14 protein-coding genes are annotated in these 23,519 nt (G+C 37.2%); 7 read left to right on the forward strand and 7 right to left on the reverse strand.

The window, feature by feature from the left end:
* Nucleotides 1-99 precede the first annotated feature (99 nt).
* The 3 genes from FB551_RS01405 (at nt 100) to FB551_RS23150 (ending at nt 2,839) form a co-directional block, all read left to right on the forward strand.
* On the forward strand, nt 100-1,263 hold the full coding sequence (locus FB551_RS01405; protein ID WP_142014281.1) for a THUMP domain-containing class I SAM-dependent RNA methyltransferase: 1,164 nt from the start codon (nt 100-102) through the stop codon (nt 1,261-1,263).
* Nucleotides 1,264-1,391: 128 nt separating this feature from the next.
* Nucleotides 1,392-2,660 (forward strand): NHL domain-containing protein, encoded by a 1,269-nt coding sequence (locus FB551_RS01410; RefSeq protein WP_142014284.1) that lies wholly within the window; start codon nt 1,392-1,394, stop codon nt 2,658-2,660.
* 11 nt (nt 2,661-2,671) lie between these two features.
* The gene (locus FB551_RS23150) at nt 2,672-2,839 is read left to right on the forward strand and encodes a hypothetical protein (protein ID WP_156121464.1); all 168 of its coding nucleotides are present in this window, start codon (nt 2,672-2,674) and stop codon (nt 2,837-2,839) included.
* Between the two features lie 69 nt (nt 2,840-2,908).
* On the opposite strand, the gene FB551_RS01415 is transcribed toward FB551_RS23150, so the two are convergent.
* Together FB551_RS01415 and FB551_RS01420 are read right to left on the reverse strand one after the other, a co-directional pair.
* On the reverse strand, nt 2,909-3,715 hold the full coding sequence (locus FB551_RS01415) for a helix-turn-helix domain-containing protein (protein ID WP_142014286.1): 807 nt from the start codon (nt 3,713-3,715) through the stop codon (nt 2,909-2,911).
* A gap of 39 nt (nt 3,716-3,754) precedes the next feature.
* Nucleotides 3,755-4,768 (reverse strand): SDR family NAD(P)-dependent oxidoreductase, encoded by a 1,014-nt coding sequence (locus tag FB551_RS01420; RefSeq protein WP_142014289.1) that lies wholly within the window; start codon nt 4,766-4,768, stop codon nt 3,755-3,757.
* A 208-nt stretch (nt 4,769-4,976) separates the two neighbouring features.
* Here FB551_RS01420 and FB551_RS01425 point away from each other — a divergent pair, with 208 nt between their 5' ends.
* Nucleotides 4,977-5,981, forward strand: coding sequence for a glycosyltransferase (locus FB551_RS01425; RefSeq protein ID WP_047432473.1), 1,005 nt, complete (start codon nt 4,977-4,979; stop codon nt 5,979-5,981).
* Nucleotides 5,982-6,175: 194 nt separating this feature from the next.
* On the opposite strand, the gene FB551_RS01430 is transcribed toward FB551_RS01425, so the two are convergent.
* Complete coding sequence (locus tag FB551_RS01430) at nt 6,176-7,405, reverse strand: aminotransferase class I/II-fold pyridoxal phosphate-dependent enzyme (RefSeq protein WP_142014292.1); 1,230 nt, start codon at nt 7,403-7,405, stop codon at nt 6,176-6,178.
* A 157-nt stretch (nt 7,406-7,562) separates the two neighbouring features.
* On the opposite strand from FB551_RS01430, the gene FB551_RS01435 reads away from it, so the two are divergent.
* The gene (locus FB551_RS01435; protein WP_142014295.1) at nt 7,563-8,021 is read left to right on the forward strand and encodes an Lrp/AsnC family transcriptional regulator; all 459 of its coding nucleotides are present in this window, start codon (nt 7,563-7,565) and stop codon (nt 8,019-8,021) included.
* A gap of 37 nt (nt 8,022-8,058) precedes the next feature.
* Here FB551_RS01435 and FB551_RS01440 read toward each other — a convergent pair whose 3' ends face one another.
* From FB551_RS01440 to FB551_RS01455, 4 genes are all read right to left on the reverse strand, one after another.
* Complete coding sequence (locus FB551_RS01440) at nt 8,059-9,150, reverse strand: serine hydrolase domain-containing protein (RefSeq protein ID WP_142014298.1); 1,092 nt, start codon at nt 9,148-9,150, stop codon at nt 8,059-8,061.
* 189 nt (nt 9,151-9,339) lie between these two features.
* Complete coding sequence (locus FB551_RS01445; RefSeq protein ID WP_142014301.1) at nt 9,340-10,371, reverse strand: bestrophin family protein; 1,032 nt, start codon at nt 10,369-10,371, stop codon at nt 9,340-9,342.
* Between the two features lie 204 nt (nt 10,372-10,575).
* Complete coding sequence (locus FB551_RS01450; RefSeq protein ID WP_142014304.1) at nt 10,576-12,648, reverse strand: alpha-ketoacid dehydrogenase subunit alpha/beta; 2,073 nt, start codon at nt 12,646-12,648, stop codon at nt 10,576-10,578.
* A gap of 75 nt (nt 12,649-12,723) precedes the next feature.
* Complete coding sequence (locus FB551_RS01455; RefSeq protein ID WP_142014307.1) at nt 12,724-14,847, reverse strand: S8 family peptidase; 2,124 nt, start codon at nt 14,845-14,847, stop codon at nt 12,724-12,726.
* 264 nt (nt 14,848-15,111) lie between these two features.
* On the opposite strand from FB551_RS01455, the gene dnaE reads away from it, so the two are divergent.
* Both dnaE and FB551_RS01465 read left to right on the forward strand, forming a co-directional pair.
* Nucleotides 15,112-19,779, forward strand: a complete 4,668-nt coding sequence (gene dnaE / locus FB551_RS01460) for a DNA polymerase III subunit alpha (RefSeq protein WP_142014310.1) — start codon at nt 15,112-15,114, stop codon at nt 19,777-19,779.
* A gap of 345 nt (nt 19,780-20,124) precedes the next feature.
* Complete coding sequence (locus tag FB551_RS01465; RefSeq protein ID WP_142014313.1) at nt 20,125-23,406, forward strand: fibronectin type III domain-containing protein; 3,282 nt, start codon at nt 20,125-20,127, stop codon at nt 23,404-23,406.
* Nucleotides 23,407-23,519: the final 113 nt, after the last annotated feature.

A 23,519-nucleotide genomic window follows, 5' to 3' on the forward strand; every position in this document is an offset into this window, starting at 1 on the left:
GTATTTTACAACATTAAGAGATTGAAAAATTCAATTGAACAAGGAATTGGATGGCTAATCTTTTAATTATTAAAGCTTTAAATCTTTTAGCAACTACTTATGGATACAGAAAATATTAAAATACAGATAAAGACATTCTTCGGATTGGAGCAGATTCTGGCAGAAGAAATCAAAAAATTGGGTGGAAGAAATGTCGAAATTAAAAACAGAGCGGTAAACTGTGAAGGAGATCTGGGTTTCCTATACAAAATCAATTATTCTGCGAGAACAGCATTGAAAATTTTGGTGCCGATTCATGAGTTCAAGGCCTTTAACCAGCATCAGTTTTATGACAGACTTTTCAAGTTTGAGTGGGAGAATTTCATGGATGTTGATCAGTCTTTCTCTATCGATTCAACGGTGAATTCAGAAACATTCAAACATTCTCAGTTTGTTACTTTAAAAATGAAGGATGCTATCGTAGATTATTTCCAGGAAAAATTCAAAAGACGTCCGAATGTAGAAACGAGAAATCCGGATATTAAATTCCACCTTCATATTGACAGAGAATTGGTGATGATCTCAATGGATTCTTCAGGAGATCCTTTGTTTAAAAGGGGATACAGAAGAGAACAGGGCGAGGCTCCTATCAATGAAGTACTGGCAAGCGGAATGCTCCAGCTGGCAGGTTGGGACGGAAAAGGAAATTTCCTTGATCCGATGTGTGGTTCAGGAACATTATTGATTGAAGCGGCAATGATCGCTATGGATCTTCCGGCTCAGATTTTCAGAAAGAGATTCGGATTCCAGAACTGGAATAATTATGATGCAGAATTGTTTGCAAAAATTAAAGAATTCAGAATCAACAGAGTCAGACAGTTTGATGGAAAAATTGTTGGGTACGATATTGATGCAAGAATGCTGAACGCTGCAAGAATGAATGTAGAAGCGGCAGAAATGGAAGATGTTATTGAGATTAAAAAACAGAATTTCTTTGATTCTAAAAAAGAACTTTTCCCATTATTAATGGTATTCAATCCACCATACGATGAGAGAATCTCCATCAATGATGATGATTTCTACAAGAAAATCGGAGATACCTTTAAAACGCATTATCCGAATACACTGGCCTGGCTGATCTCTTCCGATCTGGAAGCAGTGAAGAAAATCGGTTTGCGTCCTTCAAGAAAAATCAAACTTTTCAACGGAAAGCTGGAAACGAGATTTTTACAATATGAAATGTATGAGGGAACGAAGAAAATCCATAAATTGGAGGATAAATAAAAACTCGGATACAGCCCTTTCAAGTCTGAAAGGGCTTCTTTATATCAATTATCTTTTAAATATTATTGTCTGTGATGTTTTTTTAGGTTATTTGTTATATTTTTATCACAAATTTTTAAAACTAATACATGAAAAAAATCTACGCAGTTATTGTCTCAGTTATACTGCATTCTCAAATTTTTTCACAAGTAATCACGGTTTCTACATTAGCGGGAAATGGGACGGAAGGATATGCGGACGGAAATGTAAATTCAGCAATGTTTAACCGTCCTGCCGGTGTTGCTGTAGACGATGTGGGGAATGTATATGTTGCTGATACGGGGAATTACCGGCTTAGGAAAATAACTCCATCAGGAAATGTATCTACTTTAGCTGGAGATGGTACGCAAGGTTTTGCAGACGGAAGTCCAAACATTGTTAAATTTAATGGTATTAATGATCTTATTGTTGATGCTTTTGGGAACATTTATGTATCAGATTTTTATAATAACAGAATCAGAAAAGTAAGTCCATCAGGAGATGTTTCTACTTTTGCCGGGAATGGTACTGCTGGTTTTGCTGATGGTGACAACGCAACAGCGCAATTCAAAAATCCTGCTGGGATAGCAATCGACAAAGAAGGAATTATATATGTTGCCGATCAAAATAATAACAGAATAAGACGAATAACAGGAGGCCAGGTTACAACAATTGCAGGTGATGGAGTGGCTGGATATATAGATGGCAATGCATTATCAAGCAGGTTTGATTATCCAACAGACATAGAAGTAGTGGGGCAGGATCTATATGTAGTAGATAATTGGAATAATAAAATACGCAAAATATCGTCAGGTCAGGTTTCTACTATTTCGGGAAGTAACTACGGATTTGCAGATGGAACATTGGCTAATGCTAAGTTTTATAATCCACTTAAATTGGTTTCAAATAAATCTGCTGATTTATTTATAACTGATACGATGAACAACAGAATTCGTAAAATTTCAGGAAATCAGGTTTCTACATTATCAGGAAGCATATTAGGATTTGAAGACGGGATTGCTGGTAATGCAAAATTTTATAATCCAAATGGAATAACTATTGACAATCAGGGGAATTTATATATTGCGGATGTAGGTAATCATAGAATTCGTAAAATAATGATGAATAATGTACTTTCTACTAAGGAATTGATGAAAAATAGAGAAATGCTAATTTATCCCAATCCTGCAAAAAATGAATTCAGCTTACAATCTCTTACCAATGAATGGTTACTATTGATGGATATTTCAGGTAAAAAAATTAAAAATATCAATTTGAAATCCGGTAAAACACAAAATGTGGACATATCTTCTTTGCCTAAGGGTGTTTATATTTTAACTGATGGAAAAGCGAAATCTGCGAAAATTATTAAAGAATAATAGAATATAATATGTCCTGGAATTTTTTAGATCTGTTTGATGTGGTTTTGGATGTATTTGGTATGTTGGGTTCTGGATCAAAATCATCACCTTCAAAACCTGAAAGAAAGGCTTTAAATCACAATGTAATATCTCAAAAGAAAGAGCTAAAAGATTCGGATATTCCACAGAAAAAATAACTGCAATAGAATTCAGTTAAATCAAAATAATAAAAACAGGTTGTACATATTAGTACAACCTATTTTGTTTTATTGTGCCAGTGAAGGAGCAAAGCCATACTGTTTTTTAAAGGCATGTGAAAAATGCGAGAGGTCTTCAAAACCTACTTCCAGAAAGACATCAGAAGGCTTTTTGTTTTTTTCGGATAAATGATAATAGGCCAGTTCCAGACGCTTTTGGGTAAGCCACCGCTGTGGAGTGGTTTGAAAGATCTTTCTGAAATCCCGGTTAAAAGTAGATAAACTTCTTCCTGTCAGATACCCGAACCGTTCCAGTGGCATATTGAACATATAATTTTTTTCCATAAAACTGATCAGATCAACTTTTCCCGGCTCATCAAAATCAGCGAGTACAGAATCTATATTCTGATCAATTTCTCTTAAAATACTAATGGCTTCGGTGATCTTTAAATGAGCAATGCTTTCAGGAAACGGACCTTCAATATCAAAATAAGGAATGAGAGAGGCCAGACCGCTGTTCAGAAGCGGATGGCTGCTGAAACTGTGAATGCTGGGTTCCCGAAGACTATTTTTCTTTTGATAATCAACAGCGCTGTAAAATGCTTTCAGACGTTCTGTGGTAAGATGCATCACTACTGCTTTGTGAGGAAGTCCATCCTTCGGATAATTAATGATGGTGGCCAGATGATTTCTCGGAATCAGAAAAATATCTCCTGCTTTGAACAGATAGGTTTTGTCTGCCTGGATAATTTTCGTTTCTCCTGATATAAACCACACCAGCATATGATATTCAAAAACCGTTTCTGTTTTGAACAGCTTATCATCATAACTGGAAAGCTTGATATCCGGTGTCAGGTATTGTATCTGGAAATCCATTGTCAAAAGTTTTTCATTACAAATGTATTTAAAAAACAATTATTTGGTGTCAAAGGTAAATCCCAGCATCTCTTCACTCAGTTTCCATAATTGCTCTGCATTGTTTTTGTCAATGGAATAGGGCTGTACTCCGCGGATCGTAGCCGGTTCATCAAACCTGTGCTCAATTTGCCCTCTGTCGATTTCTGCAATATCGCAATTTTCACAATAAACTCCACCGATTTCGTTAAGCTGAGGGCTTACAGCGCACCAGATTGTAGTAGCAGCTCCTTGTTGAATGGTTTTTAAACGTGCTTCAACTTCCGGTTTGATATTTCCGTTTTCATCATGCGTTCCGAGCTGTTTAAAAAGCTCGATGGGTTCTTCTCTGCCCAGATCAGTGCCATAGACTGAACCTGGATGAAGGGAATATGCTCTGATATTGAACTCTTTTCCTTTTTCATCGAGTTCTACGGAAAATAAATTACAGGCCGTTTTGGATTGTCCGTATCCGGAAAGGGTATCGTAATCTCTTTTTTCAAAATTGGGGTCTTCAAAATTAAACGGAGCCATCTGATGTCCATAAGAAGAAACACTGATAACCCTTGCTCCATTTGCTTTTTTCAGAGCTGGCCATAATTTTGAGGTAAGATGAAACTGTCCAAGGTAATTGGTTGCCAATTGAGATTCTATACCTCTGCTGTCCCTGCGGAGCGGTACCCACATAATGCCTGCATTATTAATGAGAATATCCAGGCTTCTGCCTGACGATACAAATTTTTCTGCAAATGCGTCAATAGATGCCGGATCCATCAGATCCATTTTTTCGAGTTCAATATTTTCAATTCCTGAAAGATTTTTTCCTGCTTTTTCAATATCTCTCGCAGGAATTATGACATGGGCTCCTGCTGAAGCAAGGACTTTTGTAGTTTCAAGACCGATTCCTGCATAGCCGCCGGTTATGATCACTGTTTTTCCGGTAAGATCAATTCCCTTTATTACTTCCTGAGCTGTTGAGAAAGCATTAAAGCCTGATTGAATAGGTTGTTGCATTGTGCTGATAATAGGTTCCATTTTTTATTGTTTTAAATTTCTATAGCAAAATTAGGAGGGATTTTCTGTGTTTATTTTGTTTAAAATGTCAAATAACTTGGCTCAGAATTTCATTTGTAATCTCCATGAAGTAAAGCTGATAAAATTCTCTATCGTTAATTTATCTGAATAAGCTGTTAAACTGTTTGTAGGTTGTCCTGCGAATAAGTAATTTTGAAAAATTTTCAATTTGAAGCCTACTATTTCCATTGTCGTTGCCATTTACAACCGAAAAGACGAACTTTTTGAGCTGCTGACCTCCCTTACTCAACAGACAGATAAGGAGTTTGAGATGATTATTGTGGATGACGGTTCTTTAATCGATCTGAAACCTACTATTAAAAATTTTGATGGAATCCTGGATATTAAATATTTCAGAAAGGATAACTCAGGACCGGGACTGACGAGAAATTATGGGGCAGCAAGAGCCGCTAACGAATGGCTGGTATTTGTAGACAGTGATGTCATTGTTGAAAAAGATTATATTGAACATATCAAAAACGATATTCTTACAATTCCTTGCGATGCATTTGGAGGAGCAGATAAAGCACATAAAGGATTTAATCTGATGCAGAAGGCTATTTCCTATTCCATGACTTCTGTTTTTACAACCGGAGGAATCAGAGGAAGTAAAAAAGCAGTTTCTAAGTTTCAACCCAGAAGTTTTAATATGGGCGTGAAAAAAGAAGTCTTTAAAAAAGTAGGCGGATTTTCAGAACTGAGAATAGGAGAGGATCCTGATCTTTCTATGACCCTTTGGGAAAATGGTTTTACTACTGCTTTTTTTGATGATATTGCCGTATACCATAAGCGCAGGGTTGATTTTGGAAAATTCTCCAAACAGGTCTATCAGTTTGGCTGTGCAAGACCGATTCTTAACCAGAGACACCCGAATTATGTAAAGATCTCCTTTGCTTTTCCTACTTTATTTATGCTGGGATATGTGATGGGCTTTCTGGAGTATTTTATGATGGGTAGAGGAATAATCCTTGCCTTTTATGGATTGTATACTTTTTTGGTATTGTTTCACGCTTTATTGCTGACAAAAAATATAAGTATTGCCGGAATGGCGGTTATTTCCACCTATATTCAGATGTTTTCTTACGGATACGGATTCTTAAAATCCTGGATTTTGCTGAATGTTTTCAGAATGAAACCCGAAGATGCTTTTCCGCATCATTATTATAAAAAGTAATTTAAGTTTTGGCTAAAGCCGATCGAAAGATTTCTTTTTTGATAAATGGGCTAAAGCCCATTCCTATTGATTTTTTTGCTTGTAATTATACACAATCTTTGTCATTCCGCAGGAATCTAAGCGGCTGGAGTTATCAATTAAGAAAATAAAAAAAGGCTGTTTCAAAACGAAACAGCCTTTTTACAATAATAAATTTAGATGATAGAAATGTTTTCATGGTGGTTAAGAACTCCTACTTTCTGCATACATTCTTTCATTTTATGATAAGTTCTTTTGATATCGTGGTCAAGGCCGATGGAGAATCTGATCAGCCCGTCGGAAATACCTATGGAAGCTCTTTCTTCTTCAGGAATTTCAGATGAGGTAGATTTTCCTGAGCATGAGAATAAAGTTTTATAGAACCCTAAACTCACCGCAAGATACCCCAGATTTTCTGTCTGCATCAGCTCCATCAGTTCGTTTGCTTTTTCTGTAGTTCCGGCATCAAGAGTAAGTAATCCTCCATATCCGTACTCTTCATGAATCATGCTTTTCATTAATTCATGATTTTTATGGGATGGTAAACCTGGATAAGATACTTTTAAGCCATCTTTTTCGAATCTTTCAGCCAGATACATAGCATTGTGGCTATGCTGTTTTATTCTGATATGCAATGTTCTCAGGTTCTTTAAGATACTTGAAGATCTTAAGCTGTCCATAGTAGGTCCGAGAAGCATACATGCTCCGGAATTTACATTTTTGGTGTCATCAATAAAGGCCTGTGTGGCACAATATACTCCTCCTACCGTATCACTGCTTCCGTTGATGAACTTTGTTAAACTGTGAATCACCACATCAGCCCCGAATAATGTTGGAGAGATGGAAAGAGGGGAGAAGGTATTGTCTACAATCAGTTTCAGGTTGTGTTTTTTACAGATTTCAGAAAGCTTTCTAAGGTCTGCTACTTCAAGAAGCGGGTTGCTTACACTTTCACAGTAGATTACTTTAGTATTGGGAGTAATAGCATTTTCTATAGACTCAAAATTGTTGATATCAACAAAGCTGGTCGCTACATTAAACTGAGGCATGAAGTTTTTAAGAAAGGCATACGTACCTCCGTAAATGGTTCTGCTCGAAATAATATGGTCTCCACTTTTGCACACCTGCATCAAAACAGAAGTAATAGCTCCCATTCCGGATGCTGTAACGTTGGCAGATTCTGTGTTTTCCATCTTGGCAAGAGCCTGGGCCAGACAAAGATTCATTGGTGATGAATGTCTGGAATACAGGTAGCATCCTTCTGCATTTCCTTCGAAAGTATCAAACATCGTCTTTGCAGAAAGAAATGTATAGGTAGAGCTGTCTGAGATAGAAGGATTCACTCCTCCGAATTCACCAAAATACTGAAGATCCTGGATCTCATTGGCTGCGTTAAAGTTTTCCATAAATATTGTTTTTATTTTATCGTTCCAATTTGCATTAATTTCCTAATAATTACAATATAAATTTGAATTTATAGAATATAAAACTGTAAAATATTGTTTATTTAGAAAAAATATTTAGTATCTTCGATATTATTAAATTTTTACCAAAAAAATATCTATGGACCTTGACGAAACTGATAAGAAACTTTTATTTTTTTTACAGAAAGACTGTAAACAAACCACCAAAGAGCTGTCCGGTAAGCTTGGATTGTCTGTTACAGCAATTTATGAGCGTGTAAAAAAACTTGAAAATGCAGGTGTTATTTCAAAATATGTAGCCTTACTGGACAAGAGTAAAGTTAAGAAAAATTTTATCGTTTTGTGTCATGTGAAACTAAGCCAGCATAAAAAGGAATTTGTCCTTCAATTTGAAAAAGAAGTGATGGATCTTCAGGAAGTTACGGAGTGTTTTCATGTAAGTGGAGATTATGATTATATCCTTAAAATAGGAGTGAAAGACATTGAAGATTACCGTAGTTTTATGCTGACAAAACTTACAACGCTTCAGCATATCGCCAGTACCCACAGCTCTTTTATGATTTCCGAAGTAAAAAATACTACGGCGATTGTGTTGTAGCTTATCACAGCCATTTGATCTAAACTGAATGGAAGATTTAGGGTTGTGAATCTCCTTTGGTCATTTTGTCGATAAAATAATGAAGCCTTTTACTCTCGGTTCTGCCTCTGTTTTTGTCATTCAAAAAGCAGGTTGTTACGATTACTATTTTTAAATCAGGAATGATGCAGATAAGCTGGCCACCATAACCGGTGGCTACATACGCCTGATGTCCGTTGGTCTTTCTTCGCCACCAGTAATAGCCGTATCCGTTGGCATCCGGCATGACATCCCAGGAATTCAGTTTTGCATGTTCCGAAGTAGATTCCTGAATCCATTTTGAGGAAACAATCTGTCTGCCGCTAAGCTTTCCATTGTTCAGAACCATCAAACCAAACTTCAGCATGTCTTCAGGTTTCATAAACATCTCTGAACCTGCAATATTCCTGTTCATGGAGTCTGTATCCCATCGGGGAGTATTCATCTTTAATGGTCTGAAAAGATTTTCTGTGGCAAACTGTTTCAGGTTGGTCTTCACTATTTTTGCCAATGCGGCACCAAAAAGATGAGTTTCACCGCTGTTATAATTGAATACAGTTCCTGGATATTCTTCAAAAGGAAGATCCAGTACAAATTTTACCGGATCACTGGAAAAAGACATGGCTGTTGAAATTTTCGAATTTTCAACCCAGTCAAAACCACCCTGCATAGTCAGCAGATTTTTCAACGTTAATGTATTTCTGATAGAGTCATGGGCTACTTTTCCTTCAATATTGGAAATATTTTTGAAACTGCTTCTTGAGACATTATATTCCGGAAGAATTTTTAAAACCGGAGTATTGAGATTGGGAAGTATATTTTTATCCTGTGCAATGCCTGCCAGAACAGAGACGATACTTTTGGTTACAGATTTTATACTGAAGATGGTCTCTTTGTTGGCTCCGTGGAAATACTCCTCATAAACTACCTTGTTGTTTTGTGAAACAATAAAAGATCCCAAAGAAGGAATACTGTCGTTAATTTCTTTGGTGAATTGGTCTGTAAACTCTTTAGGTAATTCTTTATTAAAGGCCGCCTGCGACTTTACTTTAGAGTAGAATAAGGTAAAACATAACACAGTTATAACCTGCAGGGGTTGCTTGAATTTCATTGTTTAAAAGAAGGGATAAATTATTAGCTGATGAAAAAAGTAAAAGCTAAATCGATTCTGATGAATCAACATAGCTTATGCTTTCAATGCCTCTAAATTATGAAAAACAATGAAGTTTTAAAGTATATTTTACTTCATATTTTTATCGCAAATCTGAAATTTTGTTTTTAACGAAGTAATCCTCAAAAATTACACTAATACTCCGTTTTTGGAAGCAATAGGATCAGGAAGATCTGTTTCTCCACTCATTTGAAGAAGATCTATTTCAATTGTTCTGCATATAGAAAGCATAGGAACGTCAAACATTAATCCCGCAAAAGGATTTTCAGAATAATCACCCACCAGCTCCATAATAATGTAAATCCATCCGATAATGATACAAAACGGAATAGAGGTCCAGATTCCCCAATCACCAAGTTTTGCAAACTCATTTACTAATCCTAGCGGAAGAAGCATGATGAAAAGAATATTGAAAACAAAGGCTGTGCTGGCAAACTGTCTTGGAGAAGGAAATTTTTTGATTCTTTCTGCCTGCCCTTGGAAATTGTAGAATTCATTGAGGCTGTTTTGAAGCTGAGTCTGATTGAACTCCGTAATGGCATTCATGTTTTTCAGCTCATTGATGTCTTTTGCCTGCTGAGCAACCAGATACGTAGCAAAATTTTTATAATCATTTTTAAGCTCATACTCTTCTTCTGACAGATATTTGTGCAGGAAAATAGGAGCTCTTCCATAATCAGGGAAACCCGCTTTAATTAATCTGTTTCTTCTCAGGTTGATATTCCCGAATTTATTATTTTCTGTACTGATGTGTTCCCATTCCGTAGGCACCAAAAGCTGTTCACGGAAAGTATATAACCATGCAATATGACGGTAAACGATTCTTCTTTTGCGGTCTTCAAGGTCAAAAACACCAATTTCTTCATTTTTGGTATCGAAAGCATACACCATAGAAGCAAACGAACGGCTTGAATTCACTATTCCTCCCCAGATTTTTCTGGCTTCCCAAAGTCTGTCATAGGCCTGGTTGTTTTTAAAACCCACAAGGAATGCTTCTGCTGTACCAATCAATGCCACAGGAACCCAAGGAATTGTCATCCACTGCCAATTGAAAAAATAGAACAGGACAGCGATCAGGGTACACCAGATTGAAATCATTATAAGATGAAAACCTGATAGATTGAGAACCTGCTTATAATTGACGTATTTTGTTGTGATCATAAAGATGGATGTGTTTTGCGTGTATAGACAAAATAAATACCAAACTGGGATTACTTGTGTTTCATAATACCTCTCAGATAATGGATAATTGTGTTTTGTTGTTTTGTAATGGGTTAGAATTGAGATTGATAATCTTAAATAAAAGTAGTGAAAAAAATGCATAAAAAAACCTCTAAAAATTTTTAGAGGTTTTTTTATGTAAAATTAATATTTCAGCATTTCTTCAATCTTATTGCTTAGTTTTTCAGCATTCGGAAGCATTTCTTTTTCCAGAATCAGATTGATAGGAACAGCAGGTACATCCAGTGATCCCATCGTTTCTACTGGTGCATCAAGATATTTGAAGCAGTTTTTGGAAATACGGTGTGCAAAAGCTTCTGCAAAAGAATTGTTAAGTTGCTCTTCAGTGAGAACGATACATTTTCCATGGGCTTTCACTCTTTCAAAAACTAATGCTTCATCCAGAGGAATTAATGTTCTTAAGTCAATCACTTCAACTCTTCCGTTGAAATTCTTAGCTGCTTCTTTAGCCCAGTAAACTCCCATTCCATAGGTAACCACGAGTAAAGTTCTGCCTTTTTCGGTTTCTTCTTTATCTGCTTCAATAATTACTTTACCTTTTCCAAACGGAAGAACATAATCTTCAGCTGGCTCTATCGTCTTAGCATCTTCAGTTCCCGGAACTTTACTCCAGTATAATCCTTTATGTTCAAGCATTACCACCGGGTTCGGATCGTAATAAGCTGCTTTTAATAACCCTTTAAAGTCTGCAGCATTACTTGGGTATGCTATTTTAATTCCTTTGATATTGGCTAAAATACTTTCAACACTTCCACTGTGATAAGGACCGCCGCCGCCGTATGCACCGATAGGAACACGGATAATATTACTTACAGGGAATTTTCCGCCACTCAAATAATTGGATTTTGAAATCTCGGTGATTAGCTGGTTGATACCAGGGTAAATATAATCTGCAAACTGAACCTCAACAATTGGTTTTAGTCCAACAGCACTCATTCCCGCTGTGGATCCAATGATGTAGGCCTCCTGAATTGCCGTATTGAAAACTCTTTTACTTCCGAATTTTTTTCCTAAAGTCACCGTTTCACGGAACACCCCACCAATTCTTTCTCCTACATCCTGTCCGTAAAGAAGAGCTTCCGGATGTTTCCACATCAATTCCTGTATCGCGTGGATGGCAGCATCTACCATTACAATTTTTTCTCCGTTGGCAGGTTCACGTGTTCCTGTTTCCTCCGTGATAGGAGTAGGAGCAAAAACGTGCTGCATTACAGTTTCAGGTTTTGGATCTTCTGCATTTTTAGCTTTTTCGAAAGCTTCTTCTGCTTCAAGACGCGCTTTTTTGGTAATTTGTTTTAAAAGATCTTCGTCAACACCAGTTTCCAGTAAGTGTTTTCTAAGTATTTCTCCCGGATCTTTAGCTCTATGTTTTGTTAGATCTTCTTCGTCTCTATAGAATTCTCTTCTTACTCCGGAAGTGTGATGCCCGATCAATACTGTCTTTGCACAGACAACCAAAGGTTTTCTTTCTGTTCTTACAAAGTCTACAGCTTTTTTCATGGCCTCAAAACTTTCCACAAAATCAGTTCCGTCTACTCTCATTCTGCTCAATCCGGTAAACCCGGCTACAAAATCATAAGCGTCACATGTTCTTGCTTCGTCTTTAGTTACAGAAATTCCCCATTCATTATCCTGAACCAGGAAGATGATAGGAAGCTGGTGTAAAGCGGCAAATTGCAAAGCTTCACTCACTTCTCCTTCTGTAACGGAATTATCTCCAAGACTACAAACCACAACAGGATTGTTTTCAAAATTCTGAAGGTTAAAATCCTGAATATATTTGATTCCCTGTGCAACACCTGTTGTAGGAATAGTCTGCATTCCTGTGGCTGAACTCTGGTGAACAATTTTAGGTTTATTTTCATCCCTGCTCGAAGGGTGTGAGTAATAAGATCTTCCTCCCGAAAAAGGATCATCAGCTTTTGCCAGTAATTGAAGCATTAATTGGTAAGGTTCAAAACCAATTCCTAAAAGAATACTTTCGTCTCTGTAATAAGGAGAAACCCAGTCTTCTTTCTTTAACTGATAAGCTGTTGCAAGCTGAATAGCTTCATGACCTCTAGAAGTGCTGTGAACGTATTTGCATACATTTCTGTTTTCTTCGTAAATGTCAGCCATCGCCTTAGCCAGCATCATATGATTATACGCTTTGAGTAATATATCCTGAGAAACTTTTTCGTGAAGTGCATTTTCCATAGGAAGCAAATATACATAAAAAAACAAAATACTAACAACTGTTAGTATTTTGTGAAAAATCTTTGTTTATAAAGGTTATTCCTTGATCACTTTTTTAGAAATAACATCTTTGTCTGTTTTTACTTCAATGATGTAAATTCCTTTTGTGTAAGCGGATAAATCTACTGCTTCTTTATCATTGTTAATGATACCTGTTTGTAGTTTTTTACCTGAAAGATCATAAACATTAAAAGTCGACTTTTTAGGAGCTTTTAATATATTGGTAAAGTCTTTTACGACAGTTGGAGCAACTGTTACCGCGTCCATTGCAAATCCGGTTTCTTTAGCTCCTAATACTTCGGTAAATCCTGTTACAATCACGGAGTAGTTTTGAGGAGAAGTAACACTTGGAGAAGCATTATTTTTTAATGTTCCTTTATGAGAAATTTCAATTCTATAAACAGCTCCTGGTGTAGGATTGTCAATAACTACCTGTTCTACGTTGTCTACTGTGTTATCTCCTTTTGTTGCAGGAGTCATAGGATTGTTTGCATCCAGTTTCCAGGGAAGGTAAGTTGTATTGTTTGCTGTATTGATAATCTTTACATCTAAATCATTAATTAATCTTGAAGTTCTGTTGTTGTATAAATTATCCCATTGATTCGTAATATTGGTATATTCCGGATCAATCCAGGATATTGTTACTTTTAAAGGTTCAGTTCCTGATGCTTTAACTGTTTTTGTGTTAACTGCACCATTGTTTAATGTTTCATCATTAAATATGATGGTGTTGTTGGATTTTCCTACAAGAAGTTCAGCTCCTTTTTTTGCATTGATGTATCCCCAGCCGTACCATGGATCTGGGCCTATCTGACCAGCTTCAAGCGCTGAATGTACCATTAGAGTTTTTGACGCAGAAGCAACAAGCTGAGCATTGTTGAATAAAGATTTATAAATCTGCATCCAAAGCCCAATAATTCCCGCTACCTGAGGAGCTGCCATTGAGGTTCCGCTATTAATTTGCCAGGTTATACTTCCTGTTGTATTTTCTGCTGTAGATGCCATCCACACATCGGTACCCGGGGCAGAAATATCTGGTTTAATACCACCATCATCTCTGGGGCCTGCGCTGCTGTAATCAGACTTTAAAACATCTGTAGCTGCAGTATATCTGCTGTTATTTGTTGTAATAGGATCTGTTGCACCTACTACAATAATGTTTTTAGCTAATGAGCTATACCCTATACAGTCATATCCCTGTGCACAGTTAGCAGGTGGTTCTGTACCTGTTGCATAGGTTGAATATCCTGATCCGTTATAATAATAAGCTGTTGTAGTACTCCCTGAGTATCCTGGTCCAAATCCGAAATAATTTCCGGCAGATTTCACGATAGTATAAGTTGGGTTATTATACACGATAGCATCATATGCACGGTCATTGGTGTAATAGGTTCCCATTAAATCATAATTAGTTCCGGAAATATAATTTCCTCCCCAATACCATCCGTTGGCAGGATATCCGTTGGCTGTGGTTTTATAATCCCAGGCAGCGTTGATACCATAAGAGTGATTGGATATTTTAGGTTGAGCTAACAAGATTTTATCAAATACAGTACTTGTAGTTGAGTTGCCCGGCAGTGTTGTTGTTGCAAATCTGTAAGAATCCATTGTAGAATTTAATGCGATTCCCATTGCATTTCCTGTGATTGTTACTCCATTGCTGGTAGCTGACAAAGGCGAGGATTTCGCACCAATAATACTTGCTACCCCTGTAGAATGGGCGCTGTAAGCATTCGTTGCTGCTTCTTTATTGGAAATTCTGCCTGCAGCATTATTAAATGCGGTATGAGCTTCATAAATTCTGCCTCCATCAAAAATTGCATATACAATACCTTCACCTTTAAATAATCCGGATAGTCCATTAACGCCTCCCGCAGTTGTTAAGGCATCAACATTGTTATTTAAAATCTGAGTTTGATCTTCTGACTGATAAAAGTTCGGAACATTTCCACTAAACCCTGCCAGATTTTCTCTCATTTCCTGAATTATTTTTTGAGTTTCAGGATTTCTATCACTACCAAATCTTCTAGAAACATAAGAGTCAAACTTTTCGTTATTCTCTTTGTTTTGCCTTTCAAATTCTCTCTTTAAACCATCGTTGTTTTGTGCACTTACTAAAGCTATTGCTAATGTGCTTATGAGAAGTAGATGTTTCTTCATTTTAGTTGTTGAAATATTAAAATTGTAATTCTTCAAATATATGGTAAATATTTAGTAATTAATAGTTTTAGATAAATAATTCTAATTTTTTTAATTACTTTTTAATATTTTATTTCAACATTGTTTGAGTTGGTTGTCTTTTTTGTAAAGTAAAACAGTTTGGCTATTCTGAATATTGTACGTTTTGTGTTTTATCGTAAACTAATAATTGGAAAAAATGAAGTAACTTTACATTCTCTTTTTATAAAAAAGTTAGAACATTATATGTATTTAATTTTTGACACAGAAACAACCGGTTTACCAAAAAATTTCAACGCTCCGCTTTCAGACTCGGATAACTGGCCAAGAATGGTTCAGATTGCATGGCAAGTGCACGATGATGATGGGAACCTGATTGAAAACCAGGATTATATAATAAAACCTGAAGGGTATGATATCCCCTTCAACGCAGCACGTATTCACGGAATTACCACCAAGATTGCCAATGAAGAAGGACGGGATCTCCAGGAGATTCTTGAAGAGTTTTCTAAAGTCCTTGAAAGGGTAAGGGTAGTGTCCGGACATAATGTAGAATTCGACTATAATATTGTAGGAGCAGAATTTTACAGGAAAAACCTTAAAGATAATCTTCAGGAAAAGCCTAAAGCGGATACCATGATTTTGGGAACCGATTTCTGCCAGCTTGGCGGAGGACGTGGAGGAAGATTCAAACCTCCGAAGCTTGAAGAATTGTATGAAAAACTTTATGGAAGCAAATTTGATGAAGCCCATAATGCTGCTGCTGACGTAAATGCTACTGCCAGAGCTTTCTTTGAAATGGTAAGAATTGGAGTAGTACCCGCTGAAACCTTAAAGATTTCAGAAGATCAGCTCGCTTATTTCAGAAGTCTTTATCCGGATCCGATCAAACCCTTCAATATTGTTATCAGAAGGCAGGTCGCTGATTTTCATAATAAGAAAAAACAGCAGGATTTTGGAAGTATTGATGAAATTGATTTAGGTAAATATTTCAATTTTGATAATCACAGTGTTTTCTCTACACTTACCGCTACTTCAAGCATTAATGATTTGATTAAAAAAGCTTCTGATGAAAACTTCCCGGCTGTAGGCATGGTGGATCTTGGAAATATGATGGGTGCTTTTAAGTTTGTTTCAGCAGTGGAGAGTGCTAATAGTGACCGAGCAAAGAAGCATAAAGAGTACCTGGCAAAAAAACAGGAAGCTGACGAAAACGGAACAGAATTTAATGAAGTTGAGCCTGTTTCCGAACCGCTTATCCCGGTTGTAGGTTGTGAATTTTATATTTCAGAGCGCTATGAGCAAAAACAGTTTACGAAAGATGATCCGGACAGGAGAACGCAGGTAGTGCTTTTAGCGAAAGACTTTAATGGATATAAAAATCTGGCAAAGCTTTCCAGTATCGGATTCCTGAAAGGGTTCTATTTTGGAGTTCCAAGGGTGAGCAGGGAATTGATAGCCCAATATAAAGAAGGAGTTATTGCTTTGACTTCCGGAATTATGGGAGATATTCCGGATGCAATCTTAAATACCGGAGAGCAGAAAGGGGAAGAGCTTTTCAAATGGTGGAAAGATACTTTTGAAGATGACTTTTATGTTCAGATTCAAAATCATAAACTGCCTGAAGAAGAGCATTTAAATGATGTTTTACTTCATTTTGCAGATAAATATAATGTTAAAATCTTAGCCCAGAACGAAACTTTTTATACCAATAAAGACGATTCCAATATTCAGGATATTGTAAGCTGTATTAAAGATGGTGAAAAACTGACAACACCTGTTGGGAAAGGATTTGGCAAGAGAAGAGGGCTGGCTACAGGCGAATATTACATCAAGAATTCTGATGAAATAAAAGAAGCCTTTTTAGCGTATCCGGATGCTTTTGATGCTTATGAAGAATTTACGGCAAAGTTCAAGCCTTATACCTTAAAAAGAGACGTACTTCTTCCTAAGTTTGATATTCCGGAAGAGTTTATTCATGCAGAAGATGAGGTTGACGGTGGAAAAAGAGGGGAGATGGCTTATCTTACTTATCTTACCTATGAAGGAGCTAAGAAAAGGTATGTGGAAACTGGGATTACTGATGAAATTAAAGAACGTCTTGACTTTGAGCTTGAGGTAATTGCCAATACCGGTTATCCGGGATACTTCCTTATTGTACAGGATTTCTGTAACGAAGCCCGTAATATGGGAGTTTGGGTCGGCCCGGGAAGGGGTTCTGCTGCAGGATCTGCTGTGGCCTATTGTATCGGAATTACCAATGTAGACCCCATTAAATATGATCTCCTTTTTGAGAGATTCCTAAACCCGGAAAGGGTTTCCATGCCTGATATTGATATTGACTTTGATGACGAAGGACGAGATAAAATCATCAAATGGGTAGTTGAAAAGTATGGTAAAACTCAGGTAGCGCAGATTATTACTTACTCAGTATTGGGGGGTAAATCTGCTATTAAAGATGCCGGAAGGGTTTTGGATGTTCCGATTCCTGACACAAATAATATTGCTAAGCTGATTCCTCCAAGTCCCGGAATGAATATCGCAAAAGCTTTAGCAAAATATGATAAATTAAAGCCGGAAGAACAGATGCTTGTTGATGAAATGAGATATGTTCTTGATAGCCCTGATGATGCAAGACATGGAGTTTTGGCAAGTGCTAAAAAGATGGAGGGCTGTATCAGAAATACCGGAATTCATGCCTGTGGAGTAATCATTACGCCAGAAGATGTGAGTAATCTGGTTCCGGTGACAATTGCTGCAAAAGATGCTGATATCCTGGTATCACAGTTTGACAACTCCGTTGCGGAAAGTGCAGGGCTTCTGAAGATGGATTTCCTGGGGTTGAGAACGCTGACCATTATTAAAGATGCATTGAAGCTGGTAAAGGCAAGATATAATATAGATATCGATCCGGATCTGATTCCACTTGATGATGCCAAAACATATCAACTGTTTAAAGAAGGAAGAACGGTAGGGATTTTCCAGTATGAAAGTCCCGGGATGCAAAAATATATGAGGGAGCTTAAGCCAACGGTTTTTGCCGATCTTATTGCCATGAACGCATTGTACCGTCCGGGCCCGATCAAATATATTCCAAACTTCATCAACAGAAAGCATGGAATTGAAGAAATTGTCTACGACTTACCGGAAACAGAAGAATATTTAAAAGAAACATACGGGATTACCGTTTATCAGGAGCAGGTAATGCTTTTATCTCAGAAACTGGCCAATTTTACCAAAGGTGAAGCTGATACTTTGAGAAAAGCAATGGGTAAAAAACAGATCGATGTTCTTAATAAAATGTACCCGAAATTTATTGAAGGAGGTAGAAAAAACAACCTGAATGAAGAGAGGTTAGAGAAAATCTGGAATGACTGGAAAGCCTTTGCGGAATATGCATTTAACAAATCTCACTCAACGTGTTATGCCTTTATTGCTTATCAGACAGCCTTTTTAAAAGCCAATTACCCGGCAGAATATATGGCGAGTGTAATGAGTAATAACATTAACAATACGGATTCAATTACCATGTTTATGGAGGACTGTAAAAGTATAGGGGTTGATGTATTAGGACCGGATGTGAATGAATCTCAATACAAATTCTCCGTAAACGAAAAAGGACAGATCCGTTTCGGACTGGGAGCGATCAAAGGAATTGGGGAAGGACCAAGTGAGGCAATTACAAGAGAAAGAGAAAACGGAAGATTTAAAAATATTTATGATTTCTTTGAAAGAATAATGCCTTCTCAGATGAATAAGAGGGTAGCGGAAAGTTTAGTGCTTGCCGGTGCTTTTGATGAACTTGATAGTTTCCATAGGGGCCAGTATTTTGATATTGACATGGCAGGAAAGACAAATCTTGAAAGATTAATCAGATATGGACAGAGTTTCCAGGAAAGCAAAAATGAGATGGAACATTCTTTATTTGCAGATTTTGCGGAAGAAGTTCAGATTGAGCAGCCAAAACTGGCACCTTGTCCGGAATGGCCTAATATGCATAAGCTTAATAAAGAAAAAGAGATCATAGGTTTCTATCTTTCTGCGCATCCGCTGGATGAGTTTAAATATCAGTTCCAGTTTATGCAGGGGCAGCTTTCTAAAAAATCTGTTCTTGAAAAAAATGATGAGGGTAAAGTTGTTACAGATGAAGCACCTGTTTTGGAACAGGATACGCCGGATGATGCTGTAGATCTTACGGAAATTATCTCAGATGATGTGGTGGCAGGTGAAGAGGAAGTAGTGGAAGAGGTGACTAAAAAAGCAGAGCCAAAAGGAAATTTCTTATTCCTGAATCTGGATGAGGTAGATGCCTACAAAGAGCAGGCTTTTTCCAATAAACAGGAAGAACTTTTTGAGGAGAAAAAGAAAGACTGGAAAACCCTTCAGAAAGAAAGAGAAAATGGAGGCGGCGGAAAAGAATATACTGTAGCAGGCCTTATCACTGAATATAGAGTTCAGGATGGTTTCAGAAGTGGTGAGAAAGTAGCTTTTGTTACGTTGGAAGATTATTCCGGTTCATACTCATTCAGGTTGGGAGACAGGGATTATATGAGGTTGAAAGAAAAACTGGAAGTTCAGAGATTTGTCATTTTTAAAATAAAATTCGCTCAGGTAAAAGATGGAAGAGTCTTCGTTAATGTAAATGATGTAATAGAACTTCAGGAAGCATTTGAACGATTTGCCAAAAGTATATCTTTGGTAATGGATGTAATGGATGTAAGACCTGAAGATCTCGACTTTTTCAGAACGGTCCTCGATAGAAACAAAGGAAATCAGAAATTGAAATTCTTTATCAAAAACCTGGAAGATGATTCTCATATTGAAGTGCAGTCTATGAAACATTCAGTGGATCTCAATGGAGATCTAATTAAAGAAATTCAATTGCTTAATAAATATGAGTTTTATTTAAATTAGAAAAACTATGTTATACTATAAAGAGTGGCTTATGCCACTCTTTTTTTTGTTTATATATTTTCAATATTGATGAAAAATTTTAAATAGTTTTTTATGTTAAATAGAAAAATTTACTGAAGTCTATTTTAATTGTATGGTATTTAAGTATTTGATAATTAGAATTTTAATATTTTTCATCATATTGCGAAATAATTATTTAAATTAAATAAATGTTTAGTTTTGTTATGTTTTAATGGTGATTTTGGTTGTTTTCATGTAAAAAATTATGATAATTTTTAATATTTCGTCTAAAAATTAAATTAATATTTATACATTTACCGCCCAAACTATTATTATTACTATTTTATGAAGAAATTACTACTTTCGTGTTTAGCCTCCCTGAGTATGGGAGTCTATGCACAAACCAATGTTGCCAACTATACTTTTTCAAAAAGTACTGGGGTAGCTTACACCTCGATTACAGGAGGTACAAAATTATTTCCTACCGGAACCAATACTACTTATGACAATGAAGTATCCGCGGCAATTCCTCTGTCTTCTCCTTTTAATTTCGGCGGCGTTTCTATGACTACATGTTATATAAGTGCTAATGGATTTATAACTTTTGGAGCTGCCCCTTCAGGGACAAATTATACTCCAATGTCATCTTTAGGAACAACTACAGGAGCAATTTCCGCTTTTGGACAGGACGGAGGTTTCTCATCATCGGATGCAACACAGCCGCCTGGAAATCATGAAGTAAGATATGAGGATCTGGGAACTGAATTTGTTGTGCAGTGGCAGGATCATGCTAATTATAGTAACCGATCTACCGAAAGATTGAACTTTCAGATCCGTCTGGTGTATGCTACAGGTGAAATCAAAATTATTTATGGAAACTGTACAGACCCGGGAACCAGTACTTCAAATAGTACTCCTCAGGTAGGAATAAGAGGAAACAGTACTACTTACGCATCCAATGTAAATTCTTTGATGATTGGAAATGTACCTAACGGAACTACCTGTGATTGGTCTAAAGCAGTTACTGGTAGTGCTAATAACAGTACTATGCTTTTCTCCAGTACAACCAATGCAAACGTTAAAATTCCGGCTGGTTTACAATATAAATGGACTCCCGGTACTCAGGCGCCTGTAAGAACTTTTGCTGCTGCAACCGCAATCACCAATAGTGCTGCAACTGTAAACTGGACTGCTCCAACCGGGGCAACCGGCTATAATGTTCAGTATAGAGCAGTTGGAAGCTGCGATTGGACAGATCTTGTGGGCAATCCCGTTTCTGCTGCTTCTGCTACAATTACAGGTCTTACTCAGAATACTGCCTACCAGGTTCAGGTACAGGCTTTAAATGGTGCGGTACAATCCGTGTATTCTCATATTCCAAATGCTGCCGGATCCGGAAGCGGATATGCGTCTGCAGGATCTTTTTCAACTACACCGAACTGTGCAAGTACAGTAACCGGCCTTTCTTCTGCTGCTCTGACTCCTGAATCTGCAACGATAAGCTGGACGGCCTCAACAACACCTCCGGGTAATGGATATGAATATTATTATTCTACCAATTCAACTGCTCCGATTTCAACAGTTACTCCTTCGGGTTCTGTAGGTGCAGGGGTAACAACAGCTAACTTATCAGGTTTGACCCCTTCAACTCAGTATTACTATTGGGTGAGAGGAAACTGTAACGGAACAGATAAAGGGGTATGGTCAAGCTCGGCTAACTTTACAACATTAGGTCTTTGTCCTACAGTAACCGCTCCGGCTTCCAGCGCTACAGGAGTAAGTGTAACTCCTACCATTACATGGAATGCCATAAATGGAGCTGCAGGATACAAACTAAAAGTCGGAACCACTTCAGGAGGAAATGATGTTCTAGATGTGGATATCGCGGGTGGAGCTAATAATTCTTATGCAATCACTACACCTCTCAACTATGTTACTACATATTATTACTCTGTTACTGCGTATACTGCCAATATTGCAGGTCCTGCGACAGCATGTACAGTGAGGTCATTCCAGACAGTGTGTAGCTCAACTGGCTTACCATATACTTTAGATTTTGAAAGTGTTACTACTCCGGCTTTACCGACTTGTACAACAGTTATTAATAGCGGTTCCGGGAATTTATGGAAAACAGCAACTGCTCCAACCGGATTTACAGGGAAAGTGCTTAATTATTCATACAACAGTAGTAATGCAGCCAATACATGGTTTTTTACACAAGGTTTAAACCTTACAGCGGGCGTTAGCTATAGAATTAAATATAAATATGCAAACGCAACCGGTACAACACAATATCCTGAGAAAGTAAAAGTGGCGTACGGATCTTCTCCTGCAAGTTCGGCAATGACGAATACCATAGCAGATCATGGTAATATTACCGGTGGAACTGTTACAAATACTTTTACAGACTTTACCCCAAGCGCAACAGGAGTTTATTATATCGGATTCCAGGCATATTCTCTTGCAGATATGAATCAAATCTATGTTGATGATATCAATATAGATGTTACTCCTACTTGTTCAGAGCCATCTGCTGTGACAGTTTCAGCGATTACAACTACTGGAGCAAGTGTTTCATGGACAGCTCCTGCCACAGTACCTGGAAGTGGATATGAGTATTACTATTCTACAAGCAGTACAGCTCCTACCGCTTCTACAACAGCTTTGGGAACCAGTGCTACAACTTCAGCTCCTCTATCCGGACTTTCTCCTTCCACTACCTATTATTTATGGGTGAGATCGGTTTGCAGTTCTTCTGATAAGAGTGCATGGAGTTCTACCGTTGCTGTTTTCAATACACTTTGTGGAACAGTTATGGCACCTTTTGTTCAAAACTTTGACAATGGAGCAGCACCAAGCTGCTGGAACAATGTAAACCCTACAGCAACAGGTACGGATGCGACTCTTTTCTGGAAATTTGCAGGAAGTGCAGATTATGGTGCAAGTCCGGCTAATAACCAAAAAGCAGCTGGTACCTATGCATGGGTGGATGCGAGTTCACCATATGCAGGAGCTGGTGTAAACACTGTACAATTAGTTACTCCTTCTGTAAATTTAACGGGATTAACTGCGCCAATTGTTTCTTTTGACTGGTTTAAAAACCATTCTACGTCAAGTGGTACTACAGTTTCCCCTTCTACTTATGATAATAATAAACTTACGGTAGAGGTAAATGATGGAAACGGTTGGGTAGTGATCTTTAGTGATAATACCAACTTAAATCAATGGAGAACAGTTGCTGTTCCTTTAGCAGCTTCTTATATCGGAGCAACTATTCAGGTGAGGTTTACTGTAGATAAAAATGTGAGTGGTAACGGATACTTCTATGATGATGTTCTTTTAGATAATGTGGAAGTAAAGCAGAACCCTAATTTGGCAACTTCTGAAACTGCAATAAAAGAGAATAAGCTTACTGTATATCCTAATCCGTTTACAGATAGATTAACGATCTCTGATGTATCCAAAGTACAATCTGTTTCAATTGTTGATGTTTCCGGAAGATTGATTAAAACAATAGAAAAACCTTCTTCTGAACTTCAGTTGAGAGATCTTAAAGAAGGATTGTATTTAGTAATCCTGAATATGAAAGACGGATCTAAACAAACCGTTAAAGCAATTAAAAGATAAAATAATTTCTTACTAATAATGAGAGAGAGACTGTTCAATTTGAGCAGTCTCTTTTTTTTACAGACAGAATTATCTTTTGTTGAAAGAAAATTTATATTTGTTGTCATATGATG

Source organism: Chryseobacterium aquifrigidense (assembly GCF_006716485.1).
GTDB lineage: Bacteria > Bacteroidota > Bacteroidia > Flavobacteriales > Weeksellaceae > Chryseobacterium > Chryseobacterium vietnamense.

What these genes read in the sequence shown, in the direction of transcription:
- FB551_RS01465 (WP_142014313.1), top strand. Translation starts at nt 20,125, where the DNA reads ATGAAGAAATTACTACTTTCGTGTTTAGCCTCCCTGAGTATGGGAGTC.
- FB551_RS01440 (WP_142014298.1), bottom strand. Translation starts at nt 9,150, where the DNA reads ATGAAATTCAAGCAACCCCTGCAGGTTATAACTGTGTTATGTTTTACC.
- FB551_RS23150 (WP_156121464.1), top strand. Translation starts at nt 2,672, where the DNA reads ATGTCCTGGAATTTTTTAGATCTGTTTGATGTGGTTTTGGATGTATTT.
- dnaE (WP_142014310.1), top strand. Translation starts at nt 15,112, where the DNA reads ATGTATTTAATTTTTGACACAGAAACAACCGGTTTACCAAAAAATTTC.
- FB551_RS01405 (WP_142014281.1), top strand. Translation starts at nt 100, where the DNA reads ATGGATACAGAAAATATTAAAATACAGATAAAGACATTCTTCGGATTG.
- FB551_RS01435 (WP_142014295.1), top strand. Translation starts at nt 7,563, where the DNA reads ATGGACCTTGACGAAACTGATAAGAAACTTTTATTTTTTTTACAGAAA.
- FB551_RS01455 (WP_142014307.1), bottom strand. Translation starts at nt 14,847, where the DNA reads ATGAAGAAACATCTACTTCTCATAAGCACATTAGCAATAGCTTTAGTA.
- FB551_RS01445 (WP_142014301.1), bottom strand. Translation starts at nt 10,371, where the DNA reads ATGATCACAACAAAATACGTCAATTATAAGCAGGTTCTCAATCTATCA.
- FB551_RS01415 (WP_142014286.1), bottom strand. Translation starts at nt 3,715, where the DNA reads ATGGATTTCCAGATACAATACCTGACACCGGATATCAAGCTTTCCAGT.
- FB551_RS01450 (WP_142014304.1), bottom strand. Translation starts at nt 12,648, where the DNA reads ATGGAAAATGCACTTCACGAAAAAGTTTCTCAGGATATATTACTCAAA.
- FB551_RS01430 (WP_142014292.1), bottom strand. Translation starts at nt 7,405, where the DNA reads ATGGAAAACTTTAACGCAGCCAATGAGATCCAGGATCTTCAGTATTTT.
- FB551_RS01420 (WP_142014289.1), bottom strand. Translation starts at nt 4,768, where the DNA reads ATGGAACCTATTATCAGCACAATGCAACAACCTATTCAATCAGGCTTT.
- FB551_RS01410 (WP_142014284.1), top strand. Translation starts at nt 1,392, where the DNA reads ATGAAAAAAATCTACGCAGTTATTGTCTCAGTTATACTGCATTCTCAA.